21 protein-coding genes are annotated in these 22,322 nt (G+C 71.2%); 10 read left to right on the forward strand and 11 right to left on the reverse strand.

Annotated features, from left to right (window positions below; genetic code table 11):
- Positions 1-75 precede the first annotated feature (75 nt).
- The gene (locus OG332_RS26715) at positions 76-945 is read left to right on the forward strand and encodes a polysaccharide deacetylase family protein (RefSeq protein WP_327415830.1); all 870 of its coding nucleotides are present in this window, start codon (positions 76-78) and stop codon (positions 943-945) included.
- Positions 942-1,841 carry a polysaccharide deacetylase family protein gene (locus OG332_RS26720; protein ID WP_327415831.1) on the forward strand — a complete coding sequence of 300 codons (900 nt, stop codon included), beginning with the start codon at positions 942-944 and terminating at the stop codon, positions 1,839-1,841. Before OG332_RS26715 ends, OG332_RS26720 begins: the two co-directional genes overlap by 4 nt.
- On the opposite strand, the gene OG332_RS26725 is transcribed toward OG332_RS26720, so the two are convergent.
- The 5 genes from OG332_RS26725 to OG332_RS26745 are packed head-to-tail and all read right to left on the reverse strand — an operon-like array spanning position 1,832 to position 7,098.
- Entirely contained in the window at positions 1,832-3,250 is a 1,419-nt protein-coding gene (locus tag OG332_RS26725) for an FtsW/RodA/SpoVE family cell cycle protein (RefSeq protein WP_327415832.1), read from the reverse strand. The two genes, OG332_RS26720 and OG332_RS26725, sit on opposite strands and share 10 nt — an antisense overlap.
- A complete protein-coding gene (locus tag OG332_RS26730; protein ID WP_327415833.1) occupies positions 3,238-4,458 on the reverse strand; it encodes an LCP family protein in 1,221 nt (406 codons plus the stop codon). The genes OG332_RS26725 and OG332_RS26730 overlap by 13 nt, the downstream gene beginning before the upstream one ends.
- Before the next feature lie 56 nt (positions 4,459-4,514).
- Positions 4,515-5,855: a sensor histidine kinase gene (locus OG332_RS26735; RefSeq protein WP_327415834.1), complete on the reverse strand. Its 1,341-nt coding sequence runs from the start codon at positions 5,853-5,855 to the stop codon at positions 4,515-4,517.
- Positions 5,848-6,528, reverse strand: a complete 681-nt coding sequence (locus OG332_RS26740; RefSeq protein WP_327415835.1) for a response regulator transcription factor — start codon at positions 6,526-6,528, stop codon at positions 5,848-5,850. The genes OG332_RS26735 and OG332_RS26740 overlap by 8 nt, the downstream gene beginning before the upstream one ends.
- Positions 6,529-6,585: 57 nt before the next feature.
- Positions 6,586-7,098, reverse strand: coding sequence for a hypothetical protein (locus OG332_RS26745; protein ID WP_327415836.1), 513 nt, complete (start codon positions 7,096-7,098; stop codon positions 6,586-6,588).
- Positions 7,099-7,355: 257 nt separating this feature from the next.
- Here OG332_RS26745 and groES point away from each other — a divergent pair, with 257 nt between their 5' ends.
- Complete coding sequence (gene groES / locus OG332_RS26750) at positions 7,356-7,664, forward strand: co-chaperone GroES (protein WP_030011064.1); 309 nt, start codon at positions 7,356-7,358, stop codon at positions 7,662-7,664.
- 112 nt (positions 7,665-7,776) lie between these two features.
- Positions 7,777-9,405, forward strand: a complete 1,629-nt coding sequence (gene groL, locus OG332_RS26755) for a chaperonin GroEL (RefSeq protein WP_327415837.1) — start codon at positions 7,777-7,779, stop codon at positions 9,403-9,405.
- Between the two features lie 73 nt (positions 9,406-9,478).
- On the opposite strand, the gene OG332_RS26760 is transcribed toward groL, so the two are convergent.
- From OG332_RS26760 to OG332_RS26770, 3 genes are all read right to left on the reverse strand, one after another.
- A complete protein-coding gene (locus tag OG332_RS26760; RefSeq protein WP_327415838.1) occupies positions 9,479-10,189 on the reverse strand; it encodes an ester cyclase in 711 nt (236 codons plus the stop codon).
- Positions 10,190-10,284: 95 nt separating this feature from the next.
- A complete protein-coding gene (locus OG332_RS26765) occupies positions 10,285-11,058 on the reverse strand; it encodes an SDR family NAD(P)-dependent oxidoreductase (protein ID WP_327415839.1) in 774 nt (257 codons plus the stop codon).
- 31 nt (positions 11,059-11,089) lie between these two features.
- On the reverse strand, positions 11,090-11,776 hold the full coding sequence (locus OG332_RS26770; protein ID WP_327419377.1) for an MOSC domain-containing protein: 687 nt from the start codon (positions 11,774-11,776) through the stop codon (positions 11,090-11,092).
- Positions 11,777-11,868: 92 nt separating this feature from the next.
- Between OG332_RS26770 and OG332_RS26775 the strand changes: the two genes are divergently transcribed.
- Positions 11,869-12,768, forward strand: a complete 900-nt coding sequence (locus OG332_RS26775) for a LysR family transcriptional regulator (RefSeq protein ID WP_327415840.1) — start codon at positions 11,869-11,871, stop codon at positions 12,766-12,768.
- Positions 12,769-12,943: 175 nt separating this feature from the next.
- Here the strand turns inward: OG332_RS26775 and OG332_RS26780 are convergent, their stop codons facing one another.
- Positions 12,944-13,270 (reverse strand): WhiB family transcriptional regulator, encoded by a 327-nt coding sequence (locus OG332_RS26780; protein WP_030710411.1) that lies wholly within the window; start codon positions 13,268-13,270, stop codon positions 12,944-12,946.
- A 390-nt stretch (positions 13,271-13,660) separates the two neighbouring features.
- On the opposite strand from OG332_RS26780, the gene OG332_RS26785 reads away from it, so the two are divergent.
- The 4 genes from OG332_RS26785 (at position 13,661) to OG332_RS26800 (ending at position 18,137) form a co-directional block, all read left to right on the forward strand.
- Positions 13,661-14,272, forward strand: a complete 612-nt coding sequence (locus OG332_RS26785) for a response regulator transcription factor (protein WP_003948568.1) — start codon at positions 13,661-13,663, stop codon at positions 14,270-14,272.
- A 350-nt stretch (positions 14,273-14,622) separates the two neighbouring features.
- Positions 14,623-15,252 (forward strand): sigma-70 family RNA polymerase sigma factor, encoded by a 630-nt coding sequence (locus OG332_RS26790; RefSeq protein ID WP_327415841.1) that lies wholly within the window; start codon positions 14,623-14,625, stop codon positions 15,250-15,252.
- A 114-nt stretch (positions 15,253-15,366) separates the two neighbouring features.
- A complete protein-coding gene (guaB, locus tag OG332_RS26795; protein WP_327415842.1) occupies positions 15,367-16,866 on the forward strand; it encodes an IMP dehydrogenase in 1,500 nt (499 codons plus the stop codon).
- A 146-nt stretch (positions 16,867-17,012) separates the two neighbouring features.
- Entirely contained in the window at positions 17,013-18,137 is a 1,125-nt protein-coding gene (locus OG332_RS26800) for a GuaB3 family IMP dehydrogenase-related protein (RefSeq protein WP_327415843.1), read from the forward strand.
- Positions 18,138-18,214: 77 nt separating this feature from the next.
- Here the strand turns inward: OG332_RS26800 and OG332_RS26805 are convergent, their stop codons facing one another.
- On the reverse strand, positions 18,215-18,688 hold the full coding sequence (locus OG332_RS26805; protein WP_327415844.1) for a hypothetical protein: 474 nt from the start codon (positions 18,686-18,688) through the stop codon (positions 18,215-18,217).
- Between the two features lie 119 nt (positions 18,689-18,807).
- Positions 18,808-20,037, reverse strand: a complete 1,230-nt coding sequence (locus OG332_RS26810) for a nucleotide sugar dehydrogenase (protein ID WP_327415845.1) — start codon at positions 20,035-20,037, stop codon at positions 18,808-18,810.
- Between the two features lie 231 nt (positions 20,038-20,268).
- Here OG332_RS26810 and OG332_RS26815 point away from each other — a divergent pair, with 231 nt between their 5' ends.
- Entirely contained in the window at positions 20,269-21,975 is a 1,707-nt protein-coding gene (locus tag OG332_RS26815) for a glycerol-3-phosphate dehydrogenase/oxidase (RefSeq protein WP_327415846.1), read from the forward strand.
- Positions 21,976-22,322 lie beyond the last annotated feature (347 nt).

The following is a 22,322-nucleotide window of genomic DNA, read 5'->3' on the forward strand; positions in this document are numbered from 1 at the left end:
CAGCTAGTACGACAAAAGGGAAATAAGTCGCAACAAGGTCACCGGTACGCGGCAGGTCCGCGCGGCCGGTTCGGGGTGGCCGTCGCAGCCCTGCTCGTCGCCGCCCTCGGAACGGCCTGCGGATCCGGGGACTCCGGGCCGGACAAGGCCGCGAAGGAGAAGGCCGCCAAGGCCGCCGAGGCGGGCGCCGCGGGTGCGCTCAGCGCCGCCGAGAAGGCCAAGGCGGCCCAGCAGGCGCGCGTCGTCGCGGCGAAGAAGTGGGGCCTGCGCAAGACCCCGCTCGTCGCCCCGCCCGCGCCGAAGGAGAAGCCCGAGATCACCACGCGGGACGGCTTCGAGGTGGAGGACCAGGAGGAGTACCCCAACGTCTTCACCACCGTCCCGACCGAGGACAAGGTCGTCTTCCTGACGATCGACGACGGGTCGGAGAAGGATCCCGAGTTCCTGAGGATGATGAAGGAGCTGAAGATCCCGTACACGGCCTTCCTCAGCGACTACGTCGTGCGGGACAACTACCCGTACTTCAAGGAGATGCAGGCCGCGGGCGTCACCCTGAACAACCACACGCTCAACCACCGCTACATGCCGGGCCTGTCGTACGAGCAGCAGCGCGAGGAGATCTGCGGTCAGCAGGACACCATCCAGAAGCAGTTCGGCAAGCGGCCGACGCTCTTCCGGCCGCCGTACGGCAACTACAACCAGGACACGCTGCGCGCGGCGAAGTCCTGCGGCATCAAGGCCGTCCCCCTGTGGAACGCCGAGGCGTTCACGAACCGCATGGACTACCGCGAGTGGGACCGGGACCTGCACCCCGGCGACATCATCCTCACGCACTTCCGCGGCAAGGAGGACTGGAAGGGCACGATGCCTGACATGATCCGTCATGTCATGAAGACCGTCACGGACAAGGGATATGCCGTGGCCCGCCTGGAGGACTATCTGTGAAGCACGCGCGCCGGTTGGTAGCCGGAACGCTGGCGGCCGGCGCGCTCGCGCTGTCCCTGACGGGGTGCGGGGACAGCGTGGACCCCACCGAACGACTGGGCGGCAAGACGAAGCAGACGCAGGGGACGCCGGAGTCGAAGCAGCCGACGGACACCGGTTCCGCCGCTCCGTCGGGGGCTCCGTCGGCGCCGGGGACCGCCTCTGACGAGGCGTACAAGAAGTGGGGCCTGACGGCCCCCCTCTCCTTCGCGCCGAAGCCCGCCCAGAAGCCGCAGCTACCGAAGGCGGCCCCGGGCAAGGTCCCGGTGGTCGACCGAATACCCGTCCCGGCCGGGGAGAAGACGGTCTTCCTGACCTTCGACGACGGCGCGGAGAAGGACCCCGAGTTCCTGAAGATGGCGGCCGACCTCAAGCTGCCGATCAGCATGTTCCTCACGGACAACGTGGCCGCCTCGGACTACGGGCACTTCGAGAAGCTCCGCGACAACGGCTCGTCGAGCACGATAAACAACCACACGCTGACGCACCCGAACCTCCGGACCCTGCCCTTCGAGGGGCAGAAGAAGGAGATATGCGGCCAGCAGGAGCGTCTGGAGAAGCGCTTCGGCACGCGCCCGCCGCTCTTCCGCCCGCCCTTCGGCAACTACAACGACGACACCCTCCGGGCCGCCTCGGAGTGCGGTGTCTCGTCCCTGGTCCTGTGGCGGGCGTCGATGCAGATCAACAACTTCCAGTACGCCGAGGGCTCCGCCCTCCGCCCGGGCGACATCATCCTGGCCCACTTCCGCGGCCCGGCAGAGCTCAAGGGCGCGACGGAGACCCAGATGACGACGCGCATGCTCCAGCGGATCCAGGAACAGGGCTACCGCATAGGCCGCCTGGAGGACTACCTGTAGCCGCGGGCGCCGCTCTCCACCCGCACCACCGGGGTGATGGTGGTTTCCACCGGCCCGCGCGCGTCCGCCTCGCGCTGGCGTTCCGCGCTGTCGCTGATGCGCAGGAGCAGGGCGATCATGACCCAGTTGGCCAGGAGGGACGAGCCGCCCTTGGCCAGGAAGGGCAGTGCCTTGCCGGTCAGGGGGATCAGGCCCGTCACGCCGCCCGCGACCACGAAGACCTGCAGGGCCAGTGCCGACGCCAGGCCGACCGCGAGCAGTTTGCCGAAGGGGTCGCGGGCACCGAGCGCCATCCGCAGCCCCCGCTGCACGAGGAGTGCGTAGAGGATCAGGACGGCCATGACCCCGGCCAGGCCGAGCTCCTCGCCCACCGTGGTCAGGATGAAGTCGCTGCGCCCGGCGAACGCGATCAGCTCGGGGTGGCCCATGCCCAGGCCCGTGCCGGAGACGCCGCCCGTGCCGAAGCTGAACAGCGCCTGCGCCGACTGGTCCGAGGTGACCCCCGGCGGCCGGTTCTCCCAGTAGTACGACAGCGGGTTGAGCCACGCCGCCACGCGCGCCTTGACGTGCGGCTCCGTCGAGCCGACGACGAAGGCGCCGGCCGCGGCCATGGCCAGGCCGCAGACGATCCAGCCGGTGCGCTCGGTGGCGACGTACAGCATCACCACGAACACGCCGAAGAAGATCAGGGAGGTGCCGAGGTCGCGTTCGAAGACCAGCACCAGCATCGAGACGATCCACACCGTGACGATCGGCCCGAGCTGGCGCATCGGCGGCAGCCGCATGCCCAGGAACCTGCGGCCCGTGAGCGCCAGCGAGTCCCGGTGGATGACCAGGTACCCGGCGAAGAAGACCGCGATCATGATCTTCACGAACTCGCCGGGCTGCAGCGAGAAGCCGAAGAGTTTGATCCAGCGCTTCGCGCCGTAGGTGTCCGCGCCGAAGAAGGCCGGCGCGATCAGCAGCACCAGCGCGACGGCCATCGTGATGTAGATGAACCGCTGCAGCAGCCGGTGGTCGCGCAGCAGCGCCAGCACCAGGAGGCAGGCGGCGACCCCGACCACCGTCCACATCAGCTGCCCGGGGGCGTTCGCGTCCGAGTTGTAGCGCTCGATGTAGCCCTGGTCGAGGCGGTGCAGCAGCACCAGCCCGAGCCCCGTCAGCAGCATCGCGAGGGGGAGGACCAGCGGGTCCGCGTAGGCCGCGAAACGGCGCACGCCCAGGTGCCCGACCAACGACAGCAGGGTCATGCTGATGGTGAATCCGGCGAGGCTGGGCGGCAGCTCGTCGTTCATGGCGAGGCCCGCGGCGGCGTGGCCGAAGACCGCGATGGCGATGACGAAGGCCAGGAGCAGCGCCTCCGTGCGGCGGCGGGCGCCCGCCGAGGTCAGGGGTTTCAGTCCACGCACGGGATGCCGCCACCGTCCTTGGGGGCGGACGGGGAGGGCGGTGAGGAGGGCGGCGGGGGTGCGTCCTCGCGTGACGCCTCATGTGACGCCGCAGGTGCGGACGCGGCGCCCGGTGCGCCGGGGCTCGCGGCGGCTTCAGGTCCGATCTGCTCGGCAATGAGGCGCTTTATCTTCATATCATCTACGACGTTGATGTCCTCCCCATGGTTCCTTCCGAAGCGTTCGACGGGGAGCGTCGTGAAGTGCACCCGGCCGCCGGACAGGTTCTTCGCCTGCTTCACGAACGCCAGCAGGTCCCAGCCCTCGTCCGTGACCACGTCCTTCTTCGCGGCGTCGATCAGCTTGATCAGCTTCATCGGGTCGGTGAAGGTCCCGGCCGAGTTCAGCTTCTTCGTCGCGCCCGCCAGGAAGGCCTGCTGCCGCTTCGTCCGGTCCAGGTCGCCCATGTCGAGGCCGTGCCGCTGGCGCACGAAGGCCAGTGACTGCCGGCCGTCGAGGGTCTGCGGGCCCGCCGGGAAGTCGGCGCCGGAGTGCTTGTCCTTCACCGCCCTGTTCAGGCACACCGGTACGCCGCCCAGCGCTTCGGCGAGGTGGTGGAAACCGGCGAGGTTCAGCTCGGCGAAGTGATCGACCGGGACGCCCAGGAAGTTCCGCACCGTTTCGATCTGCGCCCTGCGTCCCGCCTCCCGGCCCTCCCGATCCAGCTGCCGGCGGTCCTCGACCCCCTGCGCGGCGAGCTGCTCCTGCCGCTTCTCCTTCGCCAGCCCGTACGCCTTCTTGATCTTGTCCTTCCCGTGGCCCGCGATCTCGACGAAGTCGTCGCGCGGCACGGAGAAGGCCTTCGCCCGGCTGCCGTCCCCGGGCACGTGCAGCAGGATCAGGGTGTTCGCGTTGTAGCCGCCGATGTCCGAGCTGCCGGCGTGCAGTGCGTCGAGGACCTCCTCCGGCAGTTCCTCGCCGTTCTGGTCCCGGCGGCTGTCCAGCCCCATGAGCAGGATGTTGGTGTCGCCGAACTTCGACTTCTCGGCGCCTTGCAGGGCCTTGGAGCTGCCGATGCCGGCGGCGAGGTCCCGGTACGCGTACCAGGCGCCGCCTCCCGTCAGGGCCGTCAGCGCGCACCCGGTGACCAGCAGCGTGCGGCCCAGGCGCCGTCGGCGGGACGGACGGCGGCGGGATCGGGTCGTCGGCTTCCTCCGGTGCGCGCTCATACCTGCCGATGCTGACGGAGGTCCGCTGAAGGAATCCTGAGGGCGCCTGCGGAGCGCTACCGGATCCGCAGCACCAGCCGCGCGCCCCCGGCGGGCGCCGGCAGCGCGCGTACGTCGCCCCCGTGCGCCCGCGCGATCTCCCGGGCGATGGCCAGGCCCAGCCCGGTGCCGCCGCTGGCCCGGCCCCGGTCCGCGGCCAGCCGGACGAACCGCTCGAACACCCGGTCCCGGTCCGCCTGCGGTATGCCCGGCCCGTCGTCCGTGACCTCCAGCACCGCCCAGCCGTCCTGCGCGGCCGCCCGTACGACGACCTCCGCGCGGGCGTACCGCAGGGCGTTGTCCACCAGGTTGGCCAGCGCCCGCTCCAGCCGCGCCGGATCCCCGGACGCCGGTACGGGCGCCCGCGCGTCCAGCCGTACCGCGACCCGGGAGCCGCCCCGGCGCGCCACGTCCTCCGCGGCCAGCAGGGCCAGGTCCACCGGCTCGGGCCGGGGCGCCGGCCCGCCGTCGAGGCGGGCCAGCAGCAGCAGGTCCGCCGCGATCCGCTGGAGCCGCCCGGTGTCGGCCAGCGCGGCCGCGACCGACTCCCGGTCGGGGCGGTCCATGGCCAGCGCCACCTCCAGCCGGGACCGTACGGCGGCCAGCGGGTTGCGCAGCTCGTGGGACGCGTCCGCGGTGAACTGCCGCTGCCGGGCGTCGGAGCGCTCCAGCCGGTCGAGGGCGTCGTTCACGGTCCGGGCCAGCTGCGCGATCTCGTCCGCCCCGCCCGGGTCCGGAACCCGCCGGCCCAGCTCGCTCCCGGTGACCGCCGCCAGTTCGGTCCGGATCGCGCTCACCGGGCGCAGCGCGTGGCCGGTCACCCACCAGGCCAGGGCCGCCGCGAAGCCGATCAGCGGGGGCGCGCCCGCCAGCAGCCCGATCCCGACGGCCCGGGTCGCGTCGTCGACGTCGCCGAGCACGGTCATCGCGTACACGGTGTGCCCGCCCGGCGCCTCGACGACGATGACCGCGCGCCGTTCCGCGCCGGGGTGCGCGGGCGGCAGGACGGCCGACCTGGAGTCCTCCCCGGGGCCGGGGCGCGGCGCGCCGTCGAGCCGGTGGAGGTCCGGGGCGTGCTTCGGGTCTGCGGTGGTGGCGACGGTCCGGCCGGCCGCGTCCCGTACGAGGACCAGGTCCACCCCGCTCTCGGGTGCGGGCAGCCGTCCGCCGGGCGGCAGGGTCCGGCCGTCGAGCCGGCCGGCGGCCTTGCGGGCGGCGAGCTCGGTGCGGCCGGTGGTGTTGTCGAGGAGGTTGGCCCGCAGCAGGGCGTGCAGCCACAGCCCGCCGGTGGCGAGGACGGCGGCCATCGCGAGGGCGGCGGCCGCGGCGGTGCGCGCGCGGACGGTGGTTCTAGCCACCGTCGGGGGCCATCCGGTAGCCGGTGCCGTGGACGGTGAGGATCGAGCGGCGGCCGAAGGGCGCGTCGACCTTCTTGCGCAGTGAGGAGACGTACACCTCGACGATGTTCGGGTCGATGCCGTGCGGGGTGTCCCAGACCTCGTCGAGGATGTCCTGCTTGGCGACGGCCCGGCCGGGCTGCTCCATCAGGCAGGCGAGCACGCCCAGTTCGCGGGCGGTGAGCTCGATGTCCCGGCCGCCGCGGCGGCAGCGGCGGCCCTGCGGGTCCAGGAGGAGGTCGCCGGCCTGGAGGGTGCCGCGGTCGGGGGCGCCGGCGCGCCGGGCCAGCGCCCGGATCCGGGCGGCCAGGACCACGAAGGAGAACGGCTTGGTGAGGTAGTCGTCGGCGCCGCGGTCCAGCCCCTCGGCCTCGTCGTGCTCGCCGTCCCTGGCGGTGAGCACCAGGACCGGGGTGGTGTCGCCGTGGGCGCGCATGCGGGCGCAGATCTCGTAGCCGCTCAGGCCGGGGAGCATCAGGTCGAGCAGGACGACGTCGTAGGGGCCGCCGGCGAGGGCGAGGTCCAGGCCGCGGTGGCCGTCGTGCGCGACCTCGACCAGGTGTCCGTCGGCGGACAGGCCGCGCCGCAGGGACTCGGCGAGGCCTTCTTCGTCTTCGACCACGAGGATGCGCACGGCCCCAAGCCTCACATATCGGGGCAACCGGCCGTCGTGGGGTCCGGCTCCGGGGGCTCAGCGCGAGACGTCCGCGGATGCGGCGGGGGCCGCAGATCCGGCGGGGTCCGTGGCGTCCACGGCTCCGTCCCGCCGGCGCCGACGGCGGTCGAAGGCGTCGCGGGTGGCCGAGGTCAGTGCCCAGGCCGGGAACGCGAAGCCGGTCAGGCCGAGGCCCATGGGCGCGAGCGAGGTGAGGAGGTCCGGCCGCACGGCCTTGCCGGCCGACGGCCCGCTGACGAGGGAGGCCACCGGCGCCTTCGGCCGGGCCTCGAAGCGGCCCTCGATCTCGATCCCGCGGATCGTGAACGATCCGTCAGAGGCGGTGAAGGTTCCCTTGCAGGTGGCCTCGGGGTCCCCCTCCGAGTCCTCCTCCCAGGTGCACCGCTCCGCGCGGAAGCCGCCCTCCACCCCCGTCAGCTGGGTCACCAGCCGGGGTACGGCCAGCGCGAACGCGAAGATCCCGAAGGCGAGGCCGACGGCGATCGGGATGGCGTGATGCCAGCGCACCCCGGAGTTTGTCCTGGTCATGCGGTGGAGAGTAGTGATCCCGAACGTTCGTGCGCCCTGGTTTTCGCGGTTCCGGGCCCCGTCCGCGCAACGCCCGACGGCCGGGAATTGGCACTCCGCTTGACCGAGTGCTAATCGCCGGAATAGTCTCGCACCTGGCACTCGCCCCTGGTGAGTGCCAACACAGCGACAGGCAGATCCGGCACCCGCGACGACGGATCGACCTGGTCGCCACCTCAGACAGTTAACCCCGGATCTCCGAAGGGGGAGGTCGGATCGTGACGACCGCCAGCTCCAAGGTTGCCATCAAGCCGCTTGAGGACCGCATTGTGGTCCAGCCGCTCGACGCCGAGCAGACCACGGCCTCCGGCCTGGTCATCCCGGACACCGCGAAGGAGAAGCCCCAGGAGGGCGTCGTCCTCGCGGTGGGCCCGGGTCGCTTCGAGGACGGCCAGCGTCTCCCGCTGGACGTCACCGTCGGCGACATCGTGCTCTACAGCAAGTACGGCGGCACCGAAGTGAAGTACAGCGGCGAGGAGTACCTCGTCCTCTCGGCTCGCGACGTGCTCGCGATCGTCGAGAAGTAATTCTCTTCATCAGTACTGCTTTGAGCTGCGCCCCTGGTCACCCCGCTGATTGCCGGGCGGCGAGGGGCGCAGCTCGTTAAACCCGAGTTTTCGAGAGGGCTGAACCGCTCCCATGGCGAAGATCCTGAAGTTCGACGAGGACGCCCGTCGCGCCCTCGAGCGCGGCGTCAACAAGCTTGCCGACACGGTCAAGGTGACGATCGGCCCCAAGGGCCGCAACGTCGTCATCGACAAGAAGTTCGGCGCCCCCACCATCACCAACGACGGTGTCACCATCGCCCGCGAGGTCGAGCTGGACGACCCGTACGAGAACCTGGGCGCGCAGCTCGTGAAGGAGGTGGCGACCAAGACCAACGACATCGCGGGTGACGGCACCACCACCGCCACCGTGCTGGCCCAGGCGCTGGTCCGCGAGGGTCTGCGCAACGTCGCCGCGGGTGCCTCCCCGGCCGCCCTGAAGAAGGGCATCGACGCCGCGGTCAAGGCCGTCTCCGAGGAGCTCCTCGCGACCGCCCGCCCGATCGAGGACAAGTCCGACATCGCCGCCGTGGCCGCGCTCTCCGCGCAGGACCAGCAGGTCGGCGAGCTCATCGCCGAGGCGATGGACAAGGTCGGCAAGGACGGTGTCATCACCGTCGAGGAGTCCAACACCTTCGGCCTGGAGCTGGAGTTCACCGAGGGCATGGCCTTCGACAAGGGCTACCTCTCCCCGTACATGGTCTCCGACCAGGAGCGTATGGAGGCCGTCCTCGACGACCCGTACATCCTGATCAACCAGGGCAAGATCTCCTCGATCCAGGACCTCCTGCCCCTGCTGGAGAAGGTCATCCAGGCCGGCGGCTCCCGCCCGCTGCTGATCATCGCCGAGGACGTCGAGGGCGAGGCGCTCTCCACCCTCGTCGTCAACAAGATCCGCGGCACCTTCAACGCGGTCGCCGTCAAGGCCCCCGGCTTCGGTGACCGCCGCAAGGCGATGCTCCAGGACATGGCCACCCTCACCGGTGCCACCGTCATCGCCGAGGAGGTCGGCCTCAAGCTCGACCAGGCGGGTCTGGACGTACTGGGCTCCGCCCGCCGCGTGACCATCTCCAAGGACGACACCACCATCGTCGACGGTGGCGGCAGCCACGAAGAGGTCGTCGGCCGCGTCAACCAGATCAAGGCCGAGATCGAGTCCACCGACTCGGACTGGGACCGCGAGAAGCTGCAGGAGCGCCTGGCGAAGCTCGCCGGCGGCGTCTGCGTCATCAAGGTCGGCGCCGCCACCGAGGTGGAGCTCAAGGAGAAGAAGCACCGCCTCGAGGACGCCATCTCGGCGACCCGCGCCGCGGTCGAGGAGGGCATCGTCTCCGGCGGTGGCTCCGCGCTCGTCCACGCCGTCAAGGTCCTCGAGGGCAACCTCGGCCTGTCGGGCGACGAGGCCACCGGTGTCGCGGTCGTGCGCCGCGCCGCCGTCGAGCCGCTGCGCTGGATCGCCGAGAACGCCGGTCTCGAGGGCTACGTCATCACCTCGAAGGTCGCCGAGCTCGACAAGGGCCAGGGCTTCAACGCCGCCACCGGCGAGTACGGCGACCTGGTCAAGGCCGGCGTCATCGACCCGGTGAAGGTCACCCGTTCCGCGCTGGAGAACGCCGCCTCCATCGCCTCCCTGCTGCTCACGACCGAGACCCTGGTCGTCGAGAAGCCGGCGGAGGACGAGGGCGACGCCGGTCACGGCCACGGTCACGGCCACAGCCACTGATCGCGCACCACGTAGAGAAGGCCCCGCTCCGCAGCCGCGGAGCGGGGCCTTCCGCGTGGTTCGGCTTCGGGCCTCAGGATCCGTAGGGCGATCCGGAGCCGCCCATTTGGCGCTGCAGTGCTCCGGGGTTGTAATGCCACCAGCCCTCGACGATCTCTCCGTCCAGGCACCGGAAGGTGGTGCTCCCGGACATCTCGTACGTCTTCCCGGTCGGTGCAACCCCCATGAACATCCCCTTGTGGGTGCCGCGCCAGTTCCACACCGTCGTGACCATGTCGCCCTCGGCCAGCTGGGCCGTCGGCTCGAAGGTCATGTCGAAGGCGGCGCGCCAGGTCTCCATGTCCGACCGCATGGCCTCGCGTCCGATGACGGTGGGTTCCTCCTTGCTGGCGTCGTGGTCGATGTAGTTCGTCGCGAAGCATGCGTCCAGGACGCTCATGTCGCCCTTCGTGGCGGCTTCCTGGAGCACCCGGTCGGCGAGCTGCTTGTTGAGGTGCTCGTCGCGGACCACGTCGAGGTTCATGAACTTCGGCATTCCCTCGCAGAGGGCCACCATCTCCTGGAACATCCGGTTCGTCTCCGGGAGCTGAGAGTTCTTCATGGCCTCCTCGTACGAGGCGAATTCCACCATGTCCACGTAGTGGTTCCGGGCCTCGCGGTCCTGGCCGATCATCGTGTGCGTGGCGGTGCGCCTGCCGCTGCTCTGCTCCGCCCAGCGGTCGATGAGCGCGTTCATCTCATCGAACCGCCTGGTCTCGTAATCGATTACTTGTACGAATGTCATCGCGTCGCCTCCCGCTGGAGATGGGACATGTCCAGTTTAGGGAGGGTTCATCCGTTTGGCGGCTCGGCGGCGGGCCTACCGGCAGGGCACGAGCGCTACCGGGGCCCGTACTTGCGGCCCGTACGCGAGGACACCCCGCCCAGCAGCCCGCGCGGCGTCAGCTTCACCACGCCCATCAGCGCCTTGTACCGCGGGTCCGGCACCGACACCGTCTTGCCCCGCGCCAGGTCGGCCAGGGCCGCCGCCACCAGCTTGTCCGCGTCCAGCCACATCCAGCCGGGGATGTTGTCCGTGCCCATGCCGGCGCGCTGGTGGAACTCCGTACGGACGAAGCCGGGGCACAGCGCCATCAGCCGCACCCCGGAATCCGCCAGGTCCCGCGCCGCGCCCTGGGTGAACTGCACGACCCAGGCCTTGCTCGCCCCGTACGTGCCGCGCGGCACGAAGGCGGCCACCGAGGCCACGTTGATCACGCCGCCGCGGCCGCGCGAGCGCATCGACTCCGTGGCCGCCGAAGTCAGCCGCAGGACCGCCTCGATGTGCACCTTCAGCATGGTCAGCTCGTCGGCCATGGAGACCTCGAGGTAGCGGCCCTTGTTGCCGAAGCCCGCGTTGTTGACCAGCAGGTCCACCGGGTGCGTACGGTCGCCGAGGCGCTGCTCCACCGCCGCGATGCCCTCCTCGGTGGAGAGGTCTGCGGCCAGCACCTCGGCCTCGATCCCGTGGCGGTCGTGCAGCTCGGTGGCCTGCTCGCCGAGCCGTTTGGTGTCGCGCGCCACCAGCACCAGGTTGTGCCCCTGGGCGGCGAGCCGCCGGGCGAAGGCGGCGCCGATGCCCGCCGTGGATCCCGTAATCAACGCAGTCGTCATAGGCGCAACCTAGCCGCCCCGGGTGACGGTGCTACCGCGCCCCGGCGCCGGCCCCGTCCGTCTCCATGTACCGGCGCACCCGCTCGTGGGCCTCCGGCTCCATCGCCGCACCCGCCGCCAGGGTGCGCGGCAGCAGCGCGCGCTCGGTGGTGAAGGCGCGGAACCACAGCTCCACCGTCACGTCGTGGTCCGGCCGGTGGACGATCTCGACGGGATCGCCGGGGGAGACCGGGCCCTCCCGGATCACCCGCAGGTACGCGCCCGGCCGGACCGCCTGGGTGAACCGCTTGACCCATCCGGTCTCGCCCATGACCCCCTGGAAGGTCCGGCAGGGGATGCGGGCCGAGGCCACTTCGAGGACGAGCTCCGCGCCGACCCGCCAGCGGTCGCCGAGCCGGGCGGTGTTCAGGTCGATGCCGGCGGTGGTGAGGTTCTCCCCGAAGGTCCCGCCGGGCAGCTCGCGGCCCAGCTCGCCCTCCCACCAGGCAAGGTCTTCGCGCGCGTACGCGTAAACGGCCTGGTGGTCGCCGCCGTGGTGGCGCCGGTCGCAGACGGCGTCGCCCTCCAGGCCGCTGCCGAGGCCGGTGGCCTTCGTGCCGGGGGTGCGGACGCGGACCGGCCCGGGGACGGGGCGCTTGCCGATGCCCGTCACCCCGCCCTCGGCGTCGGTGTAGTCGACGGCCGTGGCGCGGCCGAGGTTCACGGAGATCAGTTGCATGGTGCCCATGGGGAACACGCTAGCCGTGAGCTGGACCCAAAGCGTCCCAGAGACATTCGCGCAGCAGTCAAAGCAGGCCTTATGCTCGAAGGGTGATCGAGGCACGTCATCTCCGCGTTCTGCGCGCCGTCGCCGGGACCGGTTCCTTCTCCGCCGCCGCCCGCGAGCTCGGCTGCACCCAGCCCGCCGTCTCCCAGCAGATGAAGGCGCTGGAGCAGTCGGCCGGCACGCCGCTGCTCATCCGCACCGGGCGCGAGATGCGGCTGACCCAGGCCGGTGAGGCCCTGGTGCGGCACGCCGCGGGCATCCTGGCCGGGCTGACCGCCGCCGAGGAGGAGGTCGCGGCCATCGCCGGGCTGCGCGCCGGCCGGGTCCGGCTCGTGTCCTTCCCCAGCGGCAGCTCCACGCTGGTGCCGACCGCGCTCGCGGCGATGCGCGCCGAGCACCCGGGCACCCGGATCTCGCTGGTCGAGGCGGAGCCGCCGCGCTCGGTGGAGATGCTGCGCGAGGGCGACTGCGACCTGGCGCTGGCCTTCCGCTACGGCGGGGCCGCCGGCTCCGCCGCGGAGTGGGAGGACCTCGTGGTGCGGCCGCTGCTGACGGACCGGCTCGTCGGGCTGGTCCCGGAGGGGCACCGGCTGGCCGGGGCGGAGCGCGTGGGCATGGCGGAGCTGGCCGACGAGCCCTGGATCGCGGGCTGTCCGCGCTGCCGCCGCCACCTGGTGGAGGTGTGCGAGGGCGTGGGCTTCACCCCGCGCATCGACTTCGCCACCGACGACTACCCGGCGGTGGTCGGCCTGGTCGGCGCGGGGCTGGGCGTCGCGGTGCTGCCGGAGCTCGCGGTGGAGTCCGTACGGGCCAAGGGCGTGAGCACGGTCGTCGTGGAGCCGGCCGTCGAGCGGGAGGTCGTGGCGCTGACCCTGCCCGACCTGGCCAGGGTGCCGGCGGTGGCCGCGACCCTGGCCGAGCTGGAGCGGGCCGCCACGCGCTGACGGCCCGCGCCGGCGGATCGCACGCGCGCCCGCTGACGGGCGGCGCGCAACCGGCCGTACGCACGCACTCGACGGGGTGCGTACGGCCGAACGCGTGAATTCCGGGCCTGGCGGCGACACGCCCGGGTGTGCAGGTGATTCGAAGAAACGTTCCTTCGGACGTTTCGGCGGACGCTCAGTCCGGAGCGATCGGACCGATCGCACTCGACGCGGGGATCAGGCGGTGCCGGGCGCGGCCCATCAGTTCCTCACGTTCGTCCTCGGTCAGACCTCCCCACACTCCGTAGGGCTCGCGGACGGCGAGTGCGTGCGCGGCACATTCCGCGCGGACCGGGCATCGCATGCAGACCTCTTTAGCCGAGGCCTCGCGCGCGCTCCTGGCCGCGCCCCGCTCGCCTTCCGGGTGGAAGAAGAGGGAGCTGTCGACCCCGCGGCAGGCAGCCAGCAGCTGCCAGTCCCAGAGGTCGGCGTTCGGGCCGGGGAGGCGGGAGAAATCTGCCATTGGTAGTCCTCGTTGGTGCCGGTACTGAGGCGGATACGGTCGATGTCTCCAAGGGTCTCCACACCTACTGTCGGAGTAGATGTAAATATGACTCATTGGGAATCTAGCCTCAGATACATGCCAAACGGAAGGAAAGCCGCCAAATAGGGCATAGCTCCAGATGGAGGACAGGTGGCTTGTGGCGTCGACGCCGTGATCGCTTCCTCACGTAGAGTGCCGAAGGTGTCCGTCCGACCCGTAACTCTTTCGAGTGACCATCGTTGAGAGTGCGAAGGCGGTTGAACCAATAAGTTCTCGGACGGGTGTCCGGGAGCATCGACCGCACAGGTGACGATACGTACCAGCCTGGAGGCTCAAGGTGACGCGCATCAGCAGCTGCGGAGGGCGGTCATGACATCCGTCCTCGTCTGCGACGACTCCCCGCTTGCCCGAGAGGCGCTCCGTCGCGCGGTTGCCACCGTGCCCGGCGTCGAGCGTGTGACGACGGCTGCCAACGGCGAGGAAGTCCTCCGCCGCTGGGGTGCCGACCGCTCCGACCTGATTCTGATGGATGTACGGATGCCGGGGCTCGGCGGCGTGGAGACGGTCCGCCGACTGCTCTCGGCCGACCCCGGTGCCCGCATCATCATGCTGACGGTCGCCGAAGACCTGGACGGCGTGGCCCTCGCGGTCGCCGCCGGCGCCCGCGGGTACCTGCACAAGGACGCCTCGCGCGCCGAACTGCGGGCCACGGTCACCCAGGCCCTCGCCGACCCGACCTGGCGACTGGCCCCGCGCCGGCTCCGCTCGGCCGAGATGGGCGCCGCGCCCACGCTCACCGCGCGCGAGATCCAGGTGCTGGAGGGCATGAGCCACGGCCGGTCGAACGCGGAGATCGGGCGCGAGCTCTTCCTCTCCGAGGACACGGTCAAGACGCACGCCCGCAGGCTGTTCAAGAAGCTCGGCGCCTCGGACCGGGCGCACGCCGTGGCGCTCGGATTCCGCTGGGGTCTGGTCCGCTGACCCGTCGGTCGTGGCCGGGCCCGGCCCGGTCCGCCGCAGACCGCGGATCGTCGAGAGCGGTCCCGTCCGCCGCGGGCGGACGGGGCGGCGCGCCGCCCTCGTTTTCGGTGTAGCCCTGTCCCGCCGTACCCGGTGCGCACCCGGGGGTTGGCGGGGCACAATCCGGGGGACACGTCTCGCTTCGTGCGCGATGCCGCATCCTTGAGGGTGTGGAGTCTCTCGGAGACTATTCGGCCGAGCGGGAGGGGAGGGCGCAGATGACGAGCTCAGGCGCACCCGCTCATAACGCTTCGATGCACAACAAGGGCCACGGTGCCGCGGATGCTCCGGCGCCAAGGCACCATGGATTGATGCGCGACGACGAGGCCCTGGGGTCACCCGCGGCCACAGGCCCCACCGGCGCCGCCAAGGGCGGCAGTGCCGGGGGTGTCAGCGCGCTCGTACGCAGGGCGGTCGAGGGCGACGAACAGGCCACGCACGACCTGCTCGCCTTCGTGCACCCCCTCGCCATCCGCTACTGCCGCGCCCGGCTGTCGCGGCTCCCGGGTGACGCTCGTCACTTCGTGGAGGACCTGGCGCAGGAGGTCTGCGTCGCCGTCCTGATGGCGCTGCCGCGCTACCGGGACACCGGGCGGCCCTTCGAGGCCTTCGTCTTCGCCATCGCCGCGCACAAGGTCGCCGATCTGCAGCGGGCCGCCATGCGGCACCCGGGCAGCACGGCCGTGCCCTCGGACGAGATGCCGGAACGGCCCGACGACTCACTGGGTCCGGAGGAGCGGGCGCTGCTCAGCAGCGACGCCGCCTGGGCCAAGAAGCTGCTGGCCAACCTTCCGGAGAACCAGCGCGAGCTCCTCGTCCTGCGGGTGGCCGTCGGGCTGACCGCGGAGGAGACCGGACAGATGCTCGGGATGTCCCCCGGCGCCGTGCGCGTGGCACAGCACCGGGCGCTCAGCCGGCTGCGGGCGCTCGCCGAGCAGTAGGAACAGTCGTAGGAAGCGACGAAACTTCTGCTTGACCTTGGTCGTGGAATGAGACGCGTCGGGATCCCGTTAGCATGGACATCCGCGCTGAGCAAGACCATTTGGGAAGGTGTCATGACCGCCGACGGAGTGCCCGACAAATTCGCCACGCTCGGACTGACCTACGACGACGTGCTGCTGCTGCCGGGCGCGTCGGACATGTCGCCTGATGCGATCGACACCTCTTCCCTGATCTCGCGGAACGTCCGTGTGAACGTTCCGCTGCTGTCCGCGGCCATGGACAAGGTCACCGAGGCCCGGATGGCCATCGCGATGGCCCGCCAGGGCGGCGTCGGCGTGTTGCACCGCAACCTCTCCATCGCCGACCAGGCCAACCAGGTCGACCTGGTCAAGCGCTCCGAGTCCGGCATGGTCACCGACCCGATCACGGTGCACCCGGACGCGACCCTGCGCGAGGCCGACGAGCTCTGCGCGAAGTTCCGCATCTCCGGCGTCCCGGTCACCGATGCCGCGGGCAAGCTCCTCGGCATCGTCACCAACCGCGACATGGCCTTCGAGTCGGACCGCAGCCGCCAGGTGCGCGAGGTCATGACCCCGATGCCGCTGGTCACGGGCAAGGTCGGCATCTCCGGCGTGGACGCCATGGAGCTGCTGCGCCGCCACAAGATCGAGAAGCTTCCGCTGGTCGACGACGCGGGCATCCTCAAGGGCCTCATCACGGTCAAGGACTTCGTCAAGGCCGAGAAGTACCCGAACGCCGCCAAGGACAAGGGCGGCCGGCTGCTCGTCGGTGCGGCCGTCGGTGTCGCCGGCGACGCGTACGAGCGCGCCCAGGCCCTGATCGAGGCGGGCGCCGACTTCATCGTCGTCGACACCGCCCACGGCCACTCCCGCCTGGTCGGCGACATGGTCGCCAAGATCAAGTCGAACTCCACCGTCGACGTCATCGGCGGCAACGTCGCCACCCGCGACGGCGCCCAGGCGCTCATCGACGCCGGCTGCGACGGCATCAAGGTCGGCGTCGGCCCGGGTTCCATCTGCACCACCCGCGTCGTCGCCGGCATCGGCGTCCCGCAGGTCACCGCGATCTACGAGGCCTCGCTCGCCGCCAAGGCGGCCGGCGTCCCGGTCATCGGCGACGGCGGCCTGCAGTACTCCGGCGACATCGCCAAGGCCCTGGTCGCCGGTGCCGACACGGTGATGCTCGGTTCGCTGCTCGCGGGCTGCGAGGAGTCCCCGGGCGAGCTGCTCTTCATCAACGGCAAGCAGTTCAAGTCCTACCGCGGCATGGGCTCGCTCGGCGCGATGCAGTCCCGCGGCGACCAGCGCTCCTTCTCCAAGGACCGCTACTTCCAGGAGGGCGTGGGCGGCGACGACAAGCTCATCCCCGAGGGCATCGAGGGCCAGGTCCCGTACCGCGGCCCGCTCTCCGCGGTCGTGCACCAGCTGGTCGGCGGCCTGCGCCAGTCGATGTTCTACGTCGGCGGCCGCACGGTCCCCGAGCTGCAGGACCGGGGCCGCTTCGTGCGGATCACCTCGGCGGGGCTCAAGGAGAGCCACCCGCACGACATCCAGATGACGGTGGAAGCACCGAACTACTCCCGCAAGGGGTAGCAGCCGACTCAGAGGGGCGGGCCCGGGTGACCGGGGCCCGCCCCTCCGGCGTGGGGGCCCGGTCGTCCGTACAGCGGTCACCGGAACGCGGGCCCCCGGGGTTCGGGGATACTGGACGGGCAGACCCAGAGGAAAGGCCACCACACGTGACTGAGATCGAGATCGGGCGCGGCAAGCGCGGCCGCAGGGCGTATGCGTTCGACGACATCGCCATCGTCCCGAGCCGGCGTACCCGGGACCCGAAGGAGGTCTCGATCGCCTGGCAGATCGACGCGTACCGCTTCGAGCTCCCCTTCCTGGCCGCCCCCATGGACTCGGTTGTCTCCCCGCAGACCGCCATCCGCATCGGCGAGCTCGGCGGCCTCGGCGTGCTGAACCTCGAAGGCCTGTGGACCCGGTACGAGGACCCGCAGCCGCTGCTCGACGAGATCGCCGAGCTCGACGAGGACGCCGCGACCCGCCGCCTCCAGGAGATCTACTCCGCGCCGATCCAGGCGGACCTGATCCGCCGGCGCATCAAGGAGGTGCGCGACTCCGGTGTCGTCACCGCCGCCGCGCTCTCCCCGCAGCGCACGGCCGAGTTCTCCAAGGCCGTCGTCGACGCGGGCGTGGACATCTTCGTGATCCGCGGCACCACCGTGTCGGCCGAGCACGTCTCGGGCGCCGCCGAACCGCTGAACCTCAAGCAGTTCATCTACGAGCTCGACGTCCCGGTCATCGTGGGCGGCTGCGCCACCTACACGGCGGCCCTGCACCTGATGCGCACCGGCGCCGCGGGCGTCCTGGTCGGCTTCGGCGGCGGCGCCGCGCACACCACGCGCAACGTGCTCGGCATCCAGGTCCCGATGGCGACCGCCGTCGCGGACGTGGCCGCGGCCCGCCGCGACTACATGGACGAGTCCGGCGGCCGCTACGTGCACGTCATCGCCGACGGCGGCGTGGGCTGGTCGGGCGACATCCCGAAGGCCGTCGCCTGCGGCGCGGACGCCGTGATGATGGGCTCCCCGCTGGCCCGTGCCACCGACGCGCCCGGCAAGGGCAACCACTGGGGCATGGAGGCCGTCCACGAGGACGTGCCGCGCGGCAAGAAGGTCGACCTGGGCACCGTGGGCACCACCGAGGAGATCCTCACCGGTCCCTCGCACACCCCGGACGGCTCGATGAACATCTTCGGCGCGCTGCGCCGCTCGATGGCCACCACCGGCTACAGCGAGCTCAAGGAGTTCCAGCGGGTCGAGGTCACGATCGCGGACTCGCAGCACAGCCGCTGACCGCTCCGCCCGTACGCCGGAGGGCCGGCACCCCGTGGGGGGGGTGCCGGCCCTCCGGCGTACGCGGTGCGACCCGGTCAGTCGCCCATCTTCTTGGCCGCGCCGAAGGCGGCGAAGCCGCCGATCCCGAGGAAGACGTAGGACATGAAGTCCGCGCTCTCCTTCCAGAGGTCGTTCAGGCCGCCGATGCCGACCTCGGTGAACACCTCGCCCACGCCGACCTTGCCGTAGTCGGCGATCGCCAGCGCGATGAAGAAGAGCTGGCCGAGGTAGACGGCGCCGAGGGAGAGCGCGGCGGCGATCGCGGGCAGGATCGGGTTGCGGCCGCCGACCTTGCCGGCGGCGAGGCCGACGAGGAGGCCGACGCCGATCGCGGCGTAGCCGACCTCGCGCTCGATGGCGTTCATGATGCCGCCGTACGCGCCCGCCGCGACGAGGGCCGCGACGACGGCCGCGACGATGCCGAGACCGATGTTGCCGGTGCGGGCCGGGGCCGGGGCGGGCGCCGGGCTGAAGGAGTCGGGCGCGGGCGGCGTGAAGTTCTGGCTCATTGGGAAATCCCCCCCAGGGATGCGTGGGGCACACGTGTCCAGGGGGACGTATGTGCGAGATAAGTGACGACGCAGGCTAGCAGCCGCGGCGGACATTCTCGGGGAGGATTTTCCGGCCGTCACAGGCGGTGGGCCGCGCCCACCGGGCTGGCGCCGCGTGTGTCCAGCAGCAACTGGGCCTTCACGGCAAGACCTTGCAGGTCGTAGGTGCGGTGGTGCTGGAGCAGGATCGTCAGGTCGGCGTTGGCCGCTGCCTCGTACAACGATTCGGCGCGGGGGACCGGCTGGTCCCTGACCCGCCAGCCCGTGATGTACGGGTCGTGGTAGCTGATCAGCGCCCCCAGGTCGAGCAGACGGCTGGCGATCTCGCGGGCCGGGGAGCCCTCCTGGTCGGCGAGGTCGGGCTTGTAGGTGACGCCCAGCAGGAGGACGCGGGCGCCGCGGGCCGACTTGCCGTGCTCGTTCAGCAGGGTGGCGGAACGCTGGATGACGTACTGCGGCATCCGGTTGTTGATCTCCTGGGCCAGGCCGACCATGCGCAGGGGGTGGCCGGGGGTGCGAGTGGTGTGGGGGAGGTAGTTCGGGTCCAGGGGGACCCCGTGGCCGCCGACCCCGGGGCCGGGGCGGAAGGCCTGGAACCCGTACGGCTTGGTCTCGGCGCAGCGGATGACGTCCCACAGGTCGACGCCGAGGTCGTGGCAGAGCACCGCCATCTCGTTCATGAGGGCGATGTTCACGTGCCGGTAGTTCGTTTCGAGGAGCTGGACGGTCTCGGCCTCGCGCAGCCCGCGGGCGCGGACCACCTTCTCGGTGAGGCGGGCGTAGAAGGCGTGCGCGGACTCGGTGCAGGCGGGGGTGAGGCCGCCGATCACCTTGGGGGTGTTGGCGATGCCGTGGGTCCGGTTGCCCGGGTCGTGGCGGCTGGGGGAGTAGGCCAGGTGGAAGTCCCGGCCGGCCCGGAGCCCCGAGCCCCCTTCGAGGATCGGGCGCAGGTAGTCCTCGGTGACGCCCGGGTGGACGGCGGACTCGAGGATCACGGTGGTGTGCGGGCGCAGCCGCGCGGCCAGTGCGTGGCCGGCCTCGCCGACGGCGGAGAGGTCCAGTGCGCGATCGGCGCCGAGCTGGGTGGGGGCGCAGATGACGGCCGTGCGGACCCGGCCGAGCTCGGCGGGGTTGGTGGTCACCCGGAAGCCGGCCGCCGACATGCGGCGGATCTCGGCGGCGGTGAGGGTGGAGTCCGTGACCGGACCGCTGTCATAGCCGACCGTCTCGATCCCGGCGGCGACGGCCGCCTGGGCGAGTGGGAGGCCGAGATGGCCGAGTCCGATGACGGCGAGGTCTGCGGGCATGGGGGTGCCGTCCCTTCCCTGACATGAGGGGGCTGCCGCGCAAGTTCACTGTGGGGACAGGGGAGCTGGCGCAATGTCAGACTAGGCGTATATATGAAAGATATGTCGCATTACGGGGTGAAGGTCATCGTTGTGTTGTCCACAGGCGGTGGCTGATGTGGGTGCGGGCGGTCAGAATCATGAAACGGGGGCATGTGAGCGGGATCTCACCCGCACCAACGGGAGGCAGCCGTGAGGACAGCGACACTGGGGCCGGTGCAGCGGGCCGAGGCCCTCACCCGGATGGCCGAACGCGAACTGGACGTGCTGGTGGTGGGCGCGGGCGTGGTGGGCGCGGGCACCGCGCTCGACGCCGCCACCCGCGGCCTGTCGACCGGCCTGGTGGAGGCGCGGGACTGGGCTTCGGGCACCTCCAGCCGGTCCAGCAAACTGATCCACGGCGGCCTGCGGTACCTGGAGATGCTCGACTTCGCCCTCGTGCGGGAGGCGCTGAAGGAGCGCGGCCTGCTGCTGGAGCGGCTCGCCCCGCACCTCGTGAAGCCGGTGCCCTTCCTGTATCCCTTGCAGCACAAGGGCTGGGAGCGGCTGTACGCGGGCTCGGGCGTCGCGCTGTACGACGCGATGTCGGTCTCCAGCGGGCACGGGCGGGGTCTGCCGGTGCACCGGCACCTGTCGCGGGGGCGCGCGCTGCGGGTGGCTCCGGCACTGCGCAAGGACGCGCTGGTGGGAGCCCTGCAGTACTACGACGCCCAGATGGACGACGCGCGGTACGTCACCACGCTGGTGCGGACGGCCGCGGCGTACGGGGCGCACTGCGCCAACCGGGCGAGGGTGATCGGCTTCCTGCGCGAGGGCGAACGGGTGGTCGGCGCGCGGGTGCAGGACGTGGAGGGCGGCGGGGAGTACGCCATCCGGGCGAAGCAGGTCGTGAACGCGACCGGGGTGTGGACGGACGACACCCAGGCGCTGATCGGGGAGCGCGGGCAGTTCCACGTACGGGCCTCGAAGGGCATCCACCTGGTCGTGCCGAAGGACCGGATCCATTCGAGCACCGGGCTGATCCTGCGGACCGAGAAGTCGGTGCTGTTCGTCATCCCGTGGGGGCGGCACTGGATCGTGGGGACCACGGACACCGACTGGGACCTGGACAAGGCGCACCCGGCGGCGTCGAGCGCGGACATCGACTACCTGCTGGAGCGCGTGAACTCGGCGCTGGCGGTGCCGCTGACGCGTGATGACGTCCAGGGCGTGTACGCGGGCCTGCGGCCGCTGCTGGCCGGCGAGTCGGACGCGACGAGCAAGCTCTCGCGCGAGCACACGGTGGCGCACCCGGTGCCCGGGCTGGTGGTGGTGGCGGGCGGCAAGTACACGACGTACCGGGTCATGGCGAAGGACGCGGTCGACGAGGCCGTGCACGGGCTGGACCAGCGGGTGGCGGAGTGCGTGACGGAGGACGTGCCGCTGGTGGGGGCGGAGGGGTACCGGGCGCTGTGGAACGGGCGGGCGAGGATGGCCGCCCGGACGGGGCTTCATGTGGTGCGGGTGGAACACCTGTTGAACCGCTTCGGGTCCCTGACGGAGGAACTGCTGGACCTGATCGCCGCCGATCCGGGACTGCGCGAGCCGGTGTCCGGGGCGGACGACTACCTGCGGGCGGAAATCGTGTACGCGGCTTCGCACGAGGGGGCGCGGCACCTGGACGACGTGCTGACGCGGCGGACGCGGATCTCGATCGAGACCTTCGACCGGGGGACGCGGTCGGCGCGGGAATGCGCGGAATTGATGGCTCCGGTGCTGGGGTGGGACGAGCAGCAGATCAAGAAGGAAGTGGAACACTACGAGAAGCGGGTCCAGGCGGAGCGGGAGTCCCAGCGCCAGCCGGACGACCAGACGGCGGATGCGGCGCGGCTGGGGGCGCCCGACATCGTTCCGTTGTAACTCCGGTATGCGGGAAGGGGAACCGCAGACCCGGGGGGCCCGTCCGTTGCGGAGTGAGGAACAATGAGGGTTCTGCCGGGGCGGGTTACAGCGGGCCCCGGACGCCGGGTCGCTCAGCCGCTGGGGCAGGCGGAGCAGCGGCAGGATCGCAGAGGGGACGCATGTCGAAGCCGGAGCACACCGAGTCACCTGCCGGGGCGCCTGCCGGTACGCCTGCGGCGAAGCCTGACGGTGCGGAGCCGGGGGCTGCGCCTGCGCCTGCGCCTGCGGCGAAGCCTGAGGGTGCGGAGCCGGGGGCTGCGGCTGCGCCGGAGCCCGTGGATGCCGGGGTGTCTGCGGAGCCTGAC

Source organism: Streptomyces sp. NBC_01233, from assembly GCF_035989305.1.
In the GTDB taxonomy this organism is placed as follows: domain Bacteria; phylum Actinomycetota; class Actinomycetes; order Streptomycetales; family Streptomycetaceae; genus Streptomyces.

What these genes read in the sequence shown, in the direction of transcription:
- OG332_RS26730 (WP_327415833.1), bottom strand. Translation starts at nt 4,458, where the DNA reads ATGAGCGCGCACCGGAGGAAGCCGACGACCCGATCCCGCCGCCGTCCG.
- OG332_RS26745 (WP_327415836.1), bottom strand. Translation starts at nt 7,098, where the DNA reads ATGACCAGGACAAACTCCGGGGTGCGCTGGCATCACGCCATCCCGATC.
- groL (WP_327415837.1), top strand. Translation starts at nt 7,777, where the DNA reads ATGGCGAAGATCCTGAAGTTCGACGAGGACGCCCGTCGCGCCCTCGAG.
- OG332_RS26760 (WP_327415838.1), bottom strand. Translation starts at nt 10,189, where the DNA reads ATGACATTCGTACAAGTAATCGATTACGAGACCAGGCGGTTCGATGAG.
- OG332_RS26765 (WP_327415839.1), bottom strand. Translation starts at nt 11,058, where the DNA reads ATGACGACTGCGTTGATTACGGGATCCACGGCGGGCATCGGCGCCGCC.
- OG332_RS26770 (WP_327419377.1), bottom strand. Translation starts at nt 11,776, where the DNA reads ATGCAACTGATCTCCGTGAACCTCGGCCGCGCCACGGCCGTCGACTAC.
- OG332_RS26780 (WP_030710411.1), bottom strand. Translation starts at nt 13,270, where the DNA reads ATGGCAGATTTCTCCCGCCTCCCCGGCCCGAACGCCGACCTCTGGGAC.
- OG332_RS26785 (WP_003948568.1), top strand. Translation starts at nt 13,661, where the DNA reads ATGACATCCGTCCTCGTCTGCGACGACTCCCCGCTTGCCCGAGAGGCG.
- OG332_RS26790 (WP_327415841.1), top strand. Translation starts at nt 14,623, where the DNA reads ATGCGCGACGACGAGGCCCTGGGGTCACCCGCGGCCACAGGCCCCACC.
- guaB (WP_327415842.1), top strand. Translation starts at nt 15,367, where the DNA reads ATGACCGCCGACGGAGTGCCCGACAAATTCGCCACGCTCGGACTGACC.
- OG332_RS26805 (WP_327415844.1), bottom strand. Translation starts at nt 18,688, where the DNA reads ATGAGCCAGAACTTCACGCCGCCCGCGCCCGACTCCTTCAGCCCGGCG.
- OG332_RS26810 (WP_327415845.1), bottom strand. Translation starts at nt 20,037, where the DNA reads ATGCCCGCAGACCTCGCCGTCATCGGACTCGGCCATCTCGGCCTCCCA.